This is a genomic window from Sphingobacterium cellulitidis, assembly GCF_043187465.1.
Taxonomy (GTDB): domain Bacteria; phylum Bacteroidota; class Bacteroidia; order Sphingobacteriales; family Sphingobacteriaceae; genus Sphingobacterium; species Sphingobacterium cellulitidis.
Genome location: NZ_CP171136.1, coordinates 1,226,689 through 1,240,585, shown reverse-complemented (window position 1 = coordinate 1,240,585; position 13,897 = coordinate 1,226,689). Strand labels below are relative to the sequence as shown.

Here is a 13,897-nt window from a genome sequence, read left to right as displayed (position 1 = left end):
ATATAACATTATGAAAACACTCTACTTTAAAAAAGCCAGCGCAATTGCCGCAGCTATTTTAATTTCTTCTGCAACCTTCGCTCAAACCAACACGGCAACCGTTGAAGGTACTACCATTTTGGGTCCAACTTCGCAATACAGAACTTGGTCAGTTGGAGTAAATGCAGGAGTGCTAAACCAATCCAATATTTTCGGCTTCAACAGAGCTGGATTCGATAAATTAAACCACAACGTTGGTTACTCCGCTTACATTAAAAAGCAAATCTCACCTTCTTTCGGACTTAAAGCTCAATATATGGGCGGTAAAGTTGGTGGTGTAAATGAAGATGAAGGAATTGAGTTCGAAACTAAAACTCCTTGGTCTGCTGCTTTATCAGGTGAGTTTACAGCAGCTAATACGAACTGGAGATTCTTTAACAGCATCATCAAACCTTACTTCGCAGTAGGTATTGGTGCATTGAATTCTGAAACAACCCTTACTGAAGGTGAAACTTCAACAACCGCTGATTCTCAAACAAAACTTTTTGTGCCTGTTGACGCTGGTTTAAAATTCGCTGTTGCACGTGGTATTAACGTTGATTTAGGCTATCAATTGAATTGGGCTAACCAAAACTTCGACGGTATCCGCGGAGGCCAATACAAAAATGACCTATTCTCTTACGCTCATGCTGGTTTAGAGATTGCTTTAGGTGATGGAAATAAACCTTACTTAGGTAATTCAAACCCTGTCGCAACAATGGCAGCAAAATATGATGAGTTAAAAGCTGAACGTGATGCTTTAGTTGCTGCTAATGAAAAATTACAATCTAATATGGACGAAATCAATGCTGGTTTGGAAGATAACGATGGTGATGGGGTAGCAAATAAATTTGATAAATGTCCTGACACTCCAGCTGGAACTAAAGTTGATGGTGCTGGATGTCCTCTTCCTGAAGTTAAACACGAAACTAAAGTAGTTGAAAAAATCGTTGTTACCGAAGAAGATAGAAAAGTAGTGGATGAAGCTATTAAAAACCTTGAGTTTGATTTGAGCAAAGCAACTATTCGTCCTACATCTTACGAATCTTTAAACAGAGTGGCTGCTCTATTGATCGAGAAAAACTTCAGTTTGAAATTGGCTGGTCACACAGATAACACTGGTTCATTACAATTGAACTTACGTTTATCTAAAGAACGTGCTGAATCAGTAAAAGCTTACTTAGTATCTAAAGGAGCTAACGCGTCACGTATCGAAGCAACTGGATATGGCCCTAACCAACCTATTGCAACTAACAGTACTCCAGAAGGACGTCAGTTAAATCGTCGTGTTGAGTTCACTTTATTCTAAGAATAAATTCGCAATAAGCTAAACAACATACAATCATGAAGAAGGCCTGCGCTAGCAGGTCTTCTTTTTTATTTTATTTCCTCGCCAAATTGCAAGACATATCCATTGTTATCATAGATACCAAACTCCCGCATCCCCCATTCAAAATCTTCCAGCTCATAACATACCTCAACAGTATCTTTTAGTGCCTCCCAAATAGCGGAAACATCCTCACAAACCATATATAAACTCCCCGTAAACACCGGCTTGCTAAAGGAAACAGAATCTGGAGCTTTTGATACCATGAGTTGTACTTCATCCTTTTGAAATCTGACCCAGGTTAAATTCTCCGAACTAGAAATTAACCTGAATCCTAATACCTCGCAATAAAAAATAATTGATTCCTCAATATCCTTGCTATATAATATGGGTTGTATAGCTGTTAGTTTCATACCCTTAAGTTAAAAAAACAAAGGGGTAGAAAGCAAATGCTCTACCCCTTAAAAAAAATATTATCTTTTTTTATTCAGAAGAACCTGAAGCTTCTGCTTCTTTCTCTTTTCTGATTTTTGAATGTTTATGTCCATATAAGAAATAGAGGACAACCCCAATTAGCATCCAGATCCCTAATCGTTCCCAACTTTCTATCGGAAGACCAGCCATCATCAAGACACATACTAAAATCCCTAAAATTGGAACTAATGGAACCAATGGTGTTTTAAATGGTCTTTCAATGGTAGGATTAGTTTTACGCAATACCAATACGCCAATACAAACAAGGGTGAAGGCAAATAATGTTCCTATACTCACCATATGTCCTAAATCAGATACTGGAACAAATCCCGCGAATAAACTTACAAAAACCATGAAAATCAAGTTTGTTTTCCAAGGAGTTTGTCTCTTTGATAAATCAGAGAATAACTTTGGCAACAATCCATCCTTACTCATCGAATAGAACACCCTACTTTGACCTAATAACATCACTAGGATTACAGAGGTATATCCAGCAATAATAGTCACAATCATCGCTGTATTCAAGAAGTGATATCCTGTTTTTTCAAATGCTGTTGCAACTGGTTTCGCATCCCCACTAAAAATAGTATATGGTGCTAATCCAGTCATTACGTATGCAAACAAAACATATAAAATAGTACAGACTATCAAAGAACCGATAATCCCAATTGGCATTCCTTTTTTAGGATCTTTGGCTTCCTGAGCTGCTGTACTGACCGCATCAAATCCAATAAATGCAAAGAATACTACCCCTGCAGCTTGAAGAATCCCAGTCCAGCCATAGTGTCCCCGATAATCACTATTCCAGAACTCCCAAAATCCCATCTGACCATTTTTAACCATCTCCTCACCTTCATTTACTGGAATTAATGGGCTATGATTTGCTGGGTCAATAAACTGCCATCCCAATACAATAAATAAAATTACTACGGCTACCTTCAGGATAACCAAAATATTATTCACAAAGGAAGACTCTTGTGTTCCTCGCATTAATAATAAGGATAGCAAACAAACAATTATGATAGCAGGTAAGTTAATCACGCCTCCCTCAAAAGGTCCCGAAAGAACTTCTGGAGGAAGATGTATGCCCAGGAGCAAGAACAGCTCATTCACATATTGAGACCAGCTGACTGCAACTGTCGCTGCCGCCAATGCATATTCCAAGACAAGATCCCAACCAATAATCCAGGCCATAAACTCCCCCATTGTTGCATATGAGTACGTATAGGCACTCCCCGCAACCGGAATCATCGAAGCAAATTCAGCATAACACAAACCCGCGAAGGCACATCCTACAGCTGCAATAATAAATGAAATCATTACTGCAGGTCCAGCATGGTCTGCTGCTGCTATCCCCGTCAGCGAGAATAATCCAGCTCCAATAATGGCCCCAATCCCTAAGGCAATAAGACCCGAGCTCGATAAGGTCCGCTTCAGCGTACCTTCCCCACTCTGCTCCGCCTCAGAAACTAATTTTGAAATTGATTTTTTATACCACATAAATTTAGATGAATAATTAAAGAATCAAACCTACAAAAAAATTAAAATAATTAACGAATCATTATAAATTCAATACAAACTCTCCCAATTAGTTCAAATTTCCCCTAATAACCCGCAATTGTTTTATAATAATTCTTAATTGAAATTATTTATCAGAATATATTTTGGCTATTTTTAATATCTCCAAAATATTATTATTGAAAAATATTTGCCTCCTCACTTCATTTTGTAAAATATCAATGATTTTATTTTAAAAGTATTGATTTTTAAACCAATACCTTATATCAACAGATAAGAATAAATTTTTAATAAAGATATTTTAATTCACTGAATATCACCAATTCAACTATTTTTTATAAAAATGGCAGTTTTTAATCCTCAAGCTATTGAAAATTAGGATATATCAATTATTGTGGTTACCTTTGCACCGCCTTAGGCAATTGTGCCTATTGTATATTTTATTTCATGAACCCATTTTTAGAACTGGGAATCCGTCATGAGATTGTTAATGCCATCACTGAGTTAGGTTTCGAGAAACCTTCTCCCATCCAGGAAAAAGCCATTCCTGTATTACTGACTGGTAACGACGATTTTGTCGGATTAGCCCAAACAGGTACAGGGAAGACAGCGGCATTTGGTCTTCCACTTTTAGAACAACTAGACTTTTCATCAAAACAACCTCAAGCATTGGTTCTATGTCCAACGCGTGAGCTATGTTTGCAAATCGCAAGAGACCTAGAAAAATTTGCCAAGTACATCGATAACGTACATGTGGTTGCCGTTTATGGCGGTGCCAATATCGGTGATCAATTACGCCAGATTCGTCGTGGCGTTCAAATCGTTGTTGCAACTCCAGGTAGAATGTTGGACATCATTGGCCGTAATGCCATCGATTTCTCCAATGTTCGCTATGTAGTGCTAGACGAAGCTGACGAAATGTTAAACATGGGATTCCAAGAGGACATCAACAATATCCTTTCGGAAACTCCTGACGACAAAAAGACATGGTTGTTCTCTGCAACTATGCCTAAAGAAGTGCGCCGTATTGCACAAAACTACATGACTGATCCGCAAGAACTGACTGTAGGTACTAAAAATACGGGTAACGAAAATATTGAACACCAATATTTCATGATTAAAGCAAAAGACAAATACGCTGCTTTTAAACGTATTGTCGATTTCTATCCTGATATCTTTGGTATTGTATTCTGTCGTACTAAAATTGAAACCCAAGAAATTGCTGAAGCATTGATCAAAGACGGTTATAACGCCGACTCTCTACATGGTGATCTTTCGCAACAGCAACGTGATAAGGTAATGAAACGTTATCGCGAGCGCAACTTACAGCTTCTAATCGCTACGGACGTTGCTGCACGTGGTATTGACGTAAATGACGTAACTCACGTTATTAACTACTCATTGCCTGATGAAGTGGAAAACTATACGCACCGTTCTGGTCGTACTGCTCGTGCCGGTAAAACTGGTATTTCTATCTCATTAATCAATGTGAAAGAAATGAGTAAAATCCGTCATATCGAAAAGATTATCGGAAAAGAGTTTATCCGCAAACAAGTGCCTCAAGGTACTGAAGTATGTGAAAAACAATTGTTCTCTATCGTAGACAAAGTTCACAACGTAGAAGTACATGAGGAGCAAATCAATGCTTTCTTACCTCAAATTATGGAAAGTCTTCAAGACCTATCCAAAGAAGAGGTAATCAAAAGATTTGCATCCCTAGAATTTAACAGATTCTTGAACTATTATCAAGATGCTCCTGACTTGAACATGGAAGCTCGCGAAGCGAGAGGAGAACGTTCTGAAAGAGGTGAGCGTCGTACTGGATCTAAAGGTTATACTAGATTATTTATCAACCTTGGATCAGTAGATGAGTTCAGCCGTGGAGAAATGCTTTCTTTTATTTGTAATAAAGGTAAAATCTCCGGAAAATCAGTTGGTAAAATAGACCTTAAAGGTGTATTCACTTTCTTCGAAGTATTAGATGCTGACGTGGATAGTGTATTCCAAGGATTTAAAGGCGTTGATTTCAACGGAAGAAATGTAAGAATCGAAGTTTCTGGTGACAGACCTTCTTCAGACAGAGGCGGAAGACGTCGCTCTGGAGGTGGTGGTGGTGACCGCAGAGACAGAGGTGATAGAGGTGGTGACAGAGGTTCGCGTGGTGGATCTGGTCGTAGAGACAGAAGTGATAGAGGTGGCGACAGAGGCGGTTCTGGTGGTGGTTTCCGTGATTTCTCAGGAAAACGTAGAGACAGAGAATCTAGAAGTAGATTTTAAGCATAAAAAAATAAGCTCCTAATTAGGAGCTTATTTTTTTTATTTTATTCTGATATTTTCTTTATGCTTCTTCATCTTTTTATTTCCATTCGAAAAATTACGCATTAATTCATACGTATTCGGAATTACAGCTTTAAATCGATCTAATGTCATCTCCGAAACATTCCCTTTATCAAACGGAACAACCTTAACATACTCCTGAATTTCATTTTCCTGACGACCATACTTATAATTATACGTAAATCTCGCCTCCTGCCCCTCTAATTCAACAGACCTATTATCCTGATTTGGAACGGAAATATAAAACTCTGAATTTCTCAACATATCCCCTTTCCCATTAAATAAATCCTTTTGCTCAAGTGCCTCATATAATTCTCTGGCAACAAAAACGGAAGGATCTATAATATGCACCTCATCATCTATCAATGCCTTGTACTTTAACTCACCATCATTCCCTTTATACTCTTTCAACTCAGCTAGTACTTGATTGATTTCTTTAACTAGATATGGATAATGCGTACAACCTAGAATCATAGATTTCAAAGGTTTCGCTCCTTCGGTTTTTCGCATTTGCTCCAAAAGACTCACTAAATGATAACGAATATAATTCTCCGATGAATTTATCTGCATCACACTGCAGTCTTCCGTATCCTTGCTATCGCATAACATTTGATTTTTATCAAAGTTAAAATTATAGATATCCAATAAGGTGCGATCTATTTGAAAGTCTTTATTATCCAAGGCAGGACCGCGATAATCTGATCTTGGGTCTTGTGCACTCCGCTTGATAAAATCAGGCTCCTCATCAACTGCCTCCGCCACGCCGTGACCACCCTGATTGTATATTTGGATATCTCCTGTTAAACCCAATTGTGAAATCTGTTCTCGCAATGTCCTCTCATATCCTCCCGAGGCAACTGTACCTACCGTGGCAAACACAGCAATTGATCCTGATTCATTTTTATCAAACAACGCTAAAGTACCTCTAGCAGCCGCATTGATAACACCTATTACAGGAACATTCAAATTTGTTTTATTCATAAATGCTTCGGCATCCTTGTATCCATAAGCAGTGGCCGTATTACAAGCTATCACAATCGCTTTTACCTTCTCTTTATCGGATTTATACTTTGGTGAATCATAACTCGGATAGTATTTATTCGATAATAAAAACTGAAAATCCTTAATAATATGCTCAATCAATAAATCGTCTTTTTTTGCTGAATGGTAGTTTCCATAGGGCATATTTGCCTGATCAGCCAAATAAATAAAATTCTCGTTTCTAAAATCTAGAATCCCATCCTTGCCATTACTTTTTGAATGGTTATTATGCTCATCAAAATTAACTAAGGCATCTAAGACTGTTAGACCTCCTGTTCCAGAGTCAAAAACTCCAATAGGTAGATTCTTTAATGATTTGGGGTATTCCTTGAAATTGATGTAATAAAAACTTTTTTGATCCTTCAGGATCGCATTTTCAATTTGTAATGAGGATTGAGCTTGAACACAAAATGTACTGCCAAGCGATAATGCAAAAATAGCAAAGCTATTCATCAGGGTTAGGTGTTTCATTGGACATTCGGTAGATTACCGTAAAGTTATTTGTTTATTCTTAATTTCAAAACAAATAACGCATAAACGTGCAATTTTTCATGAATTTAAAGAAGTATATCTGATATACTTCTAACTAATATTTATCCAATCACTTAGCTTTCAGATAAATTATGGCTTCTTCTAATTGGGAATCATATTTAGACGGATTTATTACATCCTGTAAATCCTTTTCAACAAGAACATTAGGTTTTATTCCAATTCCTACAAATTCTTCACCATTTGCCAATGTTACTTTCTTAGTACATATCCATGCTGTTGAATTAGCTGGCAAATTAATTTGCAGCGGCTGACCGGTACTTCCATTACTGTACTCTCCGATTCTGATGATATTTTTTTGATTATATAAGTAGATTAAAAAATCTTCTGCTGCAGAAGCAGTATTGTTATTCGTGAGAATAACTACTGGAACCTTTAATTTAACTTTAGTTTGGACGTAGCTAGCTTTATACTCATAAGAATGGAATTTTGTACCAGAGTATGCTTTATACAAGTTCGTAGCTTCCTCTTTGGAAAGCCCCCATTGCTCTTTACCATTTATGGTATCCTGTGCTGTTAAAAAGGAGCCAATCGCACGCTCAGTTGGAATAATTTCACGACTATAATTCCTTGCACCATAAATACTATCACCTTCGACAAAGTATTTCGCCACATTTAGTGCATTTCTTCCGCTTCCACCACCATTATCCCTAAGGTCAATAATAATACTTTTAGCTTTTTGCAATTCTAGAAGATTTTCTTCGAAATCCTGAACAACCGAGACATCATCGAAACTTCGAATGGCAAAATATCCAATTTCGCCCTTTAACCATTTAAATTCCGAAAGCTTTTGATTTCCCTTTGGAATAGAACTCCATTCGTTCTCCAAGGCTTCACTATGGGTGAGAGTAAAATGCTCAATCTTTCCCTTTGGGGTTTTTATTTCAATGCGATACTGATCCCCATCAAAACCTGATAATAAATTGTAAGCAGCTTTATTCAGCAAATCCCCTTCAGTGGAAGAAGAAATAAAAGGCAAAACATACTGCTGTTGATATTCCTTAGTAGGCATCCCATTGACTTTGATAACTTCACTTCCTATTGGAATAATTTGGGATTTACTTTTATTCACATTAGTTATATAGACCTTTCCTTGGACCTGGCTGAGCAATATGCGATATTCGCCGAAATTCGTGATCATGATTTGATTTTCTAAAGCTTCTGGAAGGAAAACCTGGGTGTGACCATCTTTTAATAGAGCACATAACCTCTGCAATTCCCTAAAATATTCATAATCGTTTTTGGTCTCTTGAATTGCAGTAATGGCTTCCCTGTAAGCCTGGTTCCATTGTTCCTGGTCTATTTTATATAGATAAACAAAATTATTATTTACATCGCTCCAAAACTTGGATAAGCCAAATTGCTTGTCAACAGGTGAAATTGTATTTGGGATTTGGGCTTTTAGGATATTACTTATCGACATCAAAGATGTCAAAATAATCAAAAATAAAATTCTCACAATTCTAGTATAGTATGATGGTTACACCTTAAAATTATGATTTTTTTTGAAAGGGCAAAATTTTTACACTTGATCTTAATAGATTTTTGAACCTGTTAAAGAAGCTAGTAAAAGGTAGGAATTCAGTTATCCTGCAATAAATTGTGAAAATTATGCTGAATGATTCCGCTGAAACCGTTGTCTCAATTGCCTTCGTCTAGATCGTCTCAACCTGGAATATCGAACTGGATAATGTCTCTTTTTTGTGATATTATTAAAAATCAATGCGACCAACAATAAGATTAATGCGCCAGAAAACACAGGGGAAAGAACATACCAATAGCCTAGTTCCGTTATTTTAACTCCTCCACTCACTGCAATTAAAGCAGTAGCTCCGCCCGGAGGATGTAAGCTTCGTGTTACCTGCATCGCCACTATCGAACTGGCTACGGCTAATGGTGCCGTCATCCAAATAACGTCCGGCAATAGCTTTGCAACTGTTACCCCCACAATAGCAGATACCACATGACCGACAACCAGGTTTCTTGGCTGGGCTAATGGACTTTGGATCGCTCCATATACTAAAACAGCAGAGGCTCCAAAGGAGCCAATCAAGAATACGTTTTCTAATCCCGAAAATTGCAAGGACTGTAGGAAAGCAATAATCCCAATCCCTATAAATGCCCCAAAAAAGGACCAAATATGCTCTCTGATGTCAACTAAGGTCTCTCGATACATCACATAGCGATAGACTCGAAATTGCCTACTTACTGATTTCCTTAATTTTTCCAATTAATTTTAAGAAATATTGCGTTGTCTAACTGCTTCATAAATCACTACTGCCGCCGAAACAGACACGTTAAGCGACTCAATCTCACCAAACATCGGAATCTTAGCCAGTTTATCAGAAATACGAATCAAATCATCTGAAACGCCTACATCCTCTGCACCCATAATAATACAGCTAGGGGCTGTATAATCTACATCATAAATTGATTCTTTTGTTTTCTCCGTACTCACCACCAATTGAACTCCTGAATCAATTAGATATCTCGCCACTCTTGGCAAGGAGTCTTGCCTACAAACTGGAATCTTATATAAGGCTCCTGCAGAAGTCTTGATCGCATCTGGATTGATCTCCGCTGACCCTTTCTTAGGAACAATGATCGCATGAACACCCGCACATTCCGCAGTACGTGCTATCGCGCCCATATTACGTACATCAGTCACCCCATCCAACATCAATAACAAAGGAGTCTCTCCTTTTTCATAAATACTTGGCAATAAATCTTCAATATCTTGATAGGTAATCGGTGAAATAACCGCAATAATCCCTTGATGGTTCTTACGTGTAATTCGGTTAAGTTTTTCAATAGGAACTTGTTGATAAGCTATATTCTGTTCCTTGACCAAAGCTTTGAACTCTGCAAACAATGGCCCTGATAACCCGCGTTGAACAAATAAGGATTCGATTTCCTTCCCGCTATCAATAGCTTCCATGACAGCACGAATACCAAAAACCATTTGATTGGTTTCTCGTTTCTCCGACCTGTCCCTACGTTGAAAATTTTGCATGTGTAATATTTATGAATAAAAGGGAATTACACCCTCAAATAATTCGTACAAAGGTAGAAAAGAAATTGATTAGCTTAAACCCAAATCAAATGTTTTTCTTAACTCATCAAGCAAAGGGTTTTTGGCAACCATCGCCTGATACTTTTCCTGTGAGGTATATGGCTTCCTTTCCTTGGTCTTCTCAACCATTACGCCATCTATATCCAAAGAGAAATTTCGTAGTTGAACCCGTAGGTAATTCAGCATATCGATCTTACCCAACTTCAATTCCTCCATCTGCACCATATTCTCAACCTCAACCTTAATTTTGGAACCTTCCAAAACAGGAGCGTTGGAAGTCATAATCGTATATAAGGTAATTTTACTTTCTGACCGAAGTTTTTCCGCAAACTCATTCCATTTACTTAAAAATGAGTTCTGAGTTACTTCATAGAATTCATTTCCTTCAACTAACTCATTCTCTTCCTCCCCATCCTTTTTCTTATCCTCAAAAATGGTGTTCAAATTAGGAATGGCAACCGATGTTTTAATATTACCCCAGCCTTTGGAAGCGGGTTTTGGAGATTCTGAAGAAGGATTGCTGCTTGGGATCGTTGAATTTGCCGGCGGCTCAGGTTTAGCAACAACAGGACTTGCCATAGGCTTCGGAATTGAAGCTGCCGGCTTTGTTGTATTTGCTATATGACCTGTGGATACTGGTATTGAGCTGCTTGCAGATTGAGGACTTACACCTGAGTTAGGGAGTTTTTTTTTTAATTCAGCTAGTGCTGACACCCCTTCCGCTCCAAGTTGTATGGCACTCGCTATATGGCACATCTTTAACAAAGATAGCTCCACCTGTAAGCGTTGATTTTTACTGCTTCGATAATTCACCTCACATTGATTGGCAATGTTTAAGGCTGATAGCAATAAACCACTGGATAATGCTTGAGACTGTTCTAGATATCTTTTCTTTACATTTTCACTCACCTCAAGCAACTTTAAAGTACTCGGTTCCTTGCTTACCAATAAGTTCCTGATATGAGAAGATAGTCCAGCAATAAAATGTCCCCCATCAAAACCATTATTTAACACCTTATCAAAGATCAAAAGACTATTAGCTGCATCTTGTTTTGCTAGCGAATCCATTAACTGAAAATAATAATCATAATCCAAGATATTCAGATTATTGATTACGGCTTGATAAGTAAGGTTTTTATTCGAAAAACTAACGATCTGGTCAAACATCGATAGTGCATCCCGAAGTCCGCCGTCAGCTTTCTGAGCAATGACATGCAAGCCATCCATCTCATAGGTAACCCCTTCTTTCCCTGCAATTGCAGCCAGATGGTTCGCCATATCCTCAACCTTGATTCTGTTGAAATCAAAAATTTGACATCGAGAAAGAATAGTTGGAAGAATCTTATGTTTTTCAGTCGTTGCTAAGATAAAGATCGCATAGGAAGGTGGCTCTTCTAAGGTTTTCAAAAATGCATTGAAAGCCTGTTGTGAAAGCATGTGAACCTCATCAATGATATAAATCTTGTATTTCCCCGTTTGAGGAGGAATTCTTACCTGATCAATCAATGAACGGATATCATCAACCGAGTTGTTGGATGCGGCATCTAGCTCATGAATACTGAAGGAATTTCCATTTTGAAAAGACTTACAGCTATCACACTGACCACAGGCCTCATTTGAATCCGTAATATGTTCACAATTAATTGTTTTTGCTAGAATACGAGCACAGGTAGTTTTCCCCACACCACGTGGACCACAAAATAAAAATGCTTGTGCTAATTGATTATTATGAATTGCATTCTTAAGGGTACCGGTAATGTGTTGCTGGCCAACTACGGAGTCAAAGGTGACTGGTCTGTATTTCCGCGCAGAAACAATAAAATTATCCATGCACGAAGATAATCATTTTGAATTTTAGCCCAAAGAAAAAGCTACCAAAAGGTAGCTTTTCAAAAAATTAATAAAAAGAATATTATATAATGCTAATTCGCTTTTGGCTCGCTGTAAATTAATCTCCATAGGATAGCGCCAATTACAGCACCTACTAATGGAGCAACCATAAACAACCAAACCTGTGAAATAGCATTGCCACCTGCAAAGATCGCAGGACCTAAACTTCTTGCAGGATTCACAGACGTACCGGTAATTGGAATAGCAACCATATGAATCAATACTAAAGTAAATCCAATCGCTAATCCAGCCATCGTGCCATTTCCTAACTTGGAAGTAGTCCCTAGAATAACAAATAAAAATAATGCTGTCAAAACAGTTTCAGTAATGAAGGCAGCCATCATACCATACTCATTCTGGTACCCTGCGCCCCAACCATTGGAACCAAACGCCCATTCTGATGCATGAAATCCTGCCAATTGCCCCGAAAGAATAGTCTTCAACACAAATGCACCTAAAATACCCCCTAAAATCTGAGCTGTAATATAAACGATCGCATCTTTTCCAGACATACGTCCAGATACCAAGACCCCTAAGGTTACTGCCGGATTAATGTGACAACCCGAAACCCCACCAATAGCATAGGCAAAGACCACTACCGATAAACCAAATGCCAAGGCAATCCCCAATAGCCCTAAACCTGATGTTTGTGCAAGTGTATCTGCCCCCGCAATCGCAGCAGCACCACAGCCAAACAATACTAAACCAAATGTTCCAATTAGTTCAGCAATAAATTTAGATAATGTTTTTGTTTCCATAATTTATTATTTGAACACAAATTAATAATTAATATTAATATTTTCCTTATAAAATAAAATAGAAAACTATTGGTTTTAGGGAATTAACAGACACTATTTGCCTTTGAAGAAATTAACATCTTGATTCTAAGAAACATCCCCCAAAATCGAAGACACAAAAAAAAAGGACCGATATCACATCGACCCTTTTTCTTAATTGTTTTACCTAATAACCTTTAAATCACCAAACAATTTATTGAAACAAATTACTTGACTCAAAAGTAAGGCTAACGGTTAAAGTTACTGTTAAGAGAAAATTAATAAATAAATTCCCTTGCTTATCGTGCTTGTGCTGTCGCCAGCATCCTGATTACCTCATCAATAGTAGTTCGACCCGCCTCTACCATTTTGGTTGGCCCCGGATAATCCGGATCAAACGTCACAGTTTTTGTCTTTTCTTTATAGGCATAGGTCAATTTGAACCTCGGCAAACGCTTTGAAGTTTCCCGCTTTGTCAAATCAACCGTCATATCATCCGGCAAATTCCAAAACCCCAACTCCTGAGCTTTTCGATGTAAAAACAACAAATCATTATCTCTAAGCTTCAATGTATCCTTCACCAATTTGTTATCCTTGGTTAGATAATCATATTGTTGCGTCTTTGAGTTGTAATGATTCAACATGGAATCAGGAAACCCATAAGTAAGTTCAATATGATCAAAATCGGAATAGCGATACGGTGCATTTTTAACCATGGAGGAATAATAATATACACAGTAAATTAAAAATGGAACAATGACACAAAGGCCTAAAAAGATCTTTTTCGTTTTTTCTGACATGATACTCTATAAAATGTGCACAAAAATAGGGATTTGTAGACATTTTATCAGGCAATTTTTAGAATAAAGCCTTTTATTGACCATAATATTGTCA

At 37.6% G+C, this 13,897-nt stretch carries 11 protein-coding genes; 2 read left to right on the top strand and 9 right to left on the bottom strand.

The features are described 5' to 3' along the window. Positions 1–10: 10 nt before the first annotated feature. On the top strand, positions 11–1,327 hold the full coding sequence (locus tag ACF3OC_RS05350) for an OmpA family protein (RefSeq protein ID WP_094280368.1): 1,317 nt from the start codon (positions 11–13) through the stop codon (positions 1,325–1,327). Between the two features lie 68 nt (positions 1,328–1,395). Here the strand turns inward: ACF3OC_RS05350 and ACF3OC_RS05345 are convergent, their stop codons facing one another. Both ACF3OC_RS05345 and ACF3OC_RS05340 read right to left on the bottom strand, forming a co-directional pair. After that, positions 1,396–1,758: a VOC family protein gene (locus ACF3OC_RS05345; RefSeq protein WP_094280367.1), complete on the bottom strand. Its 363-nt coding sequence runs from the start codon at positions 1,756–1,758 to the stop codon at positions 1,396–1,398. A gap of 70 nt (positions 1,759–1,828) precedes the next feature. Then, complete coding sequence (locus tag ACF3OC_RS05340; protein ID WP_094280366.1) at positions 1,829–3,319, bottom strand: amino acid permease; 1,491 nt, start codon at positions 3,317–3,319, stop codon at positions 1,829–1,831. 465 nt (positions 3,320–3,784) lie between these two features. Here ACF3OC_RS05340 and ACF3OC_RS05335 point away from each other — a divergent pair, with 465 nt between their 5' ends. Continuing rightward, entirely contained in the window at positions 3,785–5,614 is a 1,830-nt protein-coding gene (locus ACF3OC_RS05335; protein WP_094280365.1) for a DEAD/DEAH box helicase, read from the top strand. Positions 5,615–5,653: 39 nt separating this feature from the next. Here the strand turns inward: ACF3OC_RS05335 and ACF3OC_RS05330 are convergent, their stop codons facing one another. The 7 genes from ACF3OC_RS05330 to ACF3OC_RS05300 form a co-directional block, all read right to left on the bottom strand. Beyond that, positions 5,654–7,186, bottom strand: coding sequence for a glutamate racemase (locus ACF3OC_RS05330; protein WP_392471053.1), 1,533 nt, complete (start codon positions 7,184–7,186; stop codon positions 5,654–5,656). Positions 7,187–7,316: 130 nt separating this feature from the next. After that, on the bottom strand, positions 7,317–8,687 hold the full coding sequence (locus ACF3OC_RS05325) for a S41 family peptidase (protein ID WP_094280364.1): 1,371 nt from the start codon (positions 8,685–8,687) through the stop codon (positions 7,317–7,319). Positions 8,688–8,873: 186 nt separating this feature from the next. Then, on the bottom strand, positions 8,874–9,440 hold the full coding sequence (locus tag ACF3OC_RS05320) for an HPP family protein (RefSeq protein ID WP_094280363.1): 567 nt from the start codon (positions 9,438–9,440) through the stop codon (positions 8,874–8,876). A 60-nt stretch (positions 9,441–9,500) separates the two neighbouring features. Further along, complete coding sequence (gene rlmB / locus ACF3OC_RS05315) at positions 9,501–10,277, bottom strand: 23S rRNA (guanosine(2251)-2'-O)-methyltransferase RlmB (protein WP_094280362.1); 777 nt, start codon at positions 10,275–10,277, stop codon at positions 9,501–9,503. 69 nt (positions 10,278–10,346) lie between these two features. Next, a complete protein-coding gene (locus tag ACF3OC_RS05310; RefSeq protein ID WP_094280361.1) occupies positions 10,347–12,167 on the bottom strand; it encodes a DNA polymerase III subunit gamma/tau in 1,821 nt (606 codons plus the stop codon). Between the two features lie 92 nt (positions 12,168–12,259). Next, complete coding sequence (gene aqpZ, locus ACF3OC_RS05305) at positions 12,260–12,985, bottom strand: aquaporin Z (protein ID WP_094258195.1); 726 nt, start codon at positions 12,983–12,985, stop codon at positions 12,260–12,262. Positions 12,986–13,302: 317 nt separating this feature from the next. Next, on the bottom strand, positions 13,303–13,803 hold the full coding sequence (locus ACF3OC_RS05300) for a hypothetical protein (RefSeq protein WP_256962505.1): 501 nt from the start codon (positions 13,801–13,803) through the stop codon (positions 13,303–13,305). Between the last annotated feature and the right edge of the window lie 94 nt (positions 13,804–13,897).

What these genes read in the sequence shown, in the direction of transcription:
- ACF3OC_RS05330 (WP_392471053.1), bottom strand. Translation starts at nt 7,186, where the DNA reads ATGAAACACCTAACCCTGATGAATAGCTTTGCTATTTTTGCATTATCG.
- ACF3OC_RS05340 (WP_094280366.1), bottom strand. Translation starts at nt 3,319, where the DNA reads ATGTGGTATAAAAAATCAATTTCAAAATTAGTTTCTGAGGCGGAGCAG.
- ACF3OC_RS05320 (WP_094280363.1), bottom strand. Translation starts at nt 9,440, where the DNA reads ATGTATCGAGAGACCTTAGTTGACATCAGAGAGCATATTTGGTCCTTT.
- aqpZ (WP_094258195.1), bottom strand. Translation starts at nt 12,985, where the DNA reads ATGGAAACAAAAACATTATCTAAATTTATTGCTGAACTAATTGGAACA.
- rlmB (WP_094280362.1), bottom strand. Translation starts at nt 10,277, where the DNA reads ATGCAAAATTTTCAACGTAGGGACAGGTCGGAGAAACGAGAAACCAAT.
- ACF3OC_RS05335 (WP_094280365.1), top strand. Translation starts at nt 3,785, where the DNA reads ATGAACCCATTTTTAGAACTGGGAATCCGTCATGAGATTGTTAATGCC.
- ACF3OC_RS05300 (WP_256962505.1), bottom strand. Translation starts at nt 13,803, where the DNA reads ATGTCAGAAAAAACGAAAAAGATCTTTTTAGGCCTTTGTGTCATTGTT.
- ACF3OC_RS05310 (WP_094280361.1), bottom strand. Translation starts at nt 12,167, where the DNA reads ATGGATAATTTTATTGTTTCTGCGCGGAAATACAGACCAGTCACCTTT.
- ACF3OC_RS05325 (WP_094280364.1), bottom strand. Translation starts at nt 8,687, where the DNA reads ATGTCGATAAGTAATATCCTAAAAGCCCAAATCCCAAATACAATTTCA.
- ACF3OC_RS05350 (WP_094280368.1), top strand. Translation starts at nt 11, where the DNA reads ATGAAAACACTCTACTTTAAAAAAGCCAGCGCAATTGCCGCAGCTATT.
- ACF3OC_RS05345 (WP_094280367.1), bottom strand. Translation starts at nt 1,758, where the DNA reads ATGAAACTAACAGCTATACAACCCATATTATATAGCAAGGATATTGAG.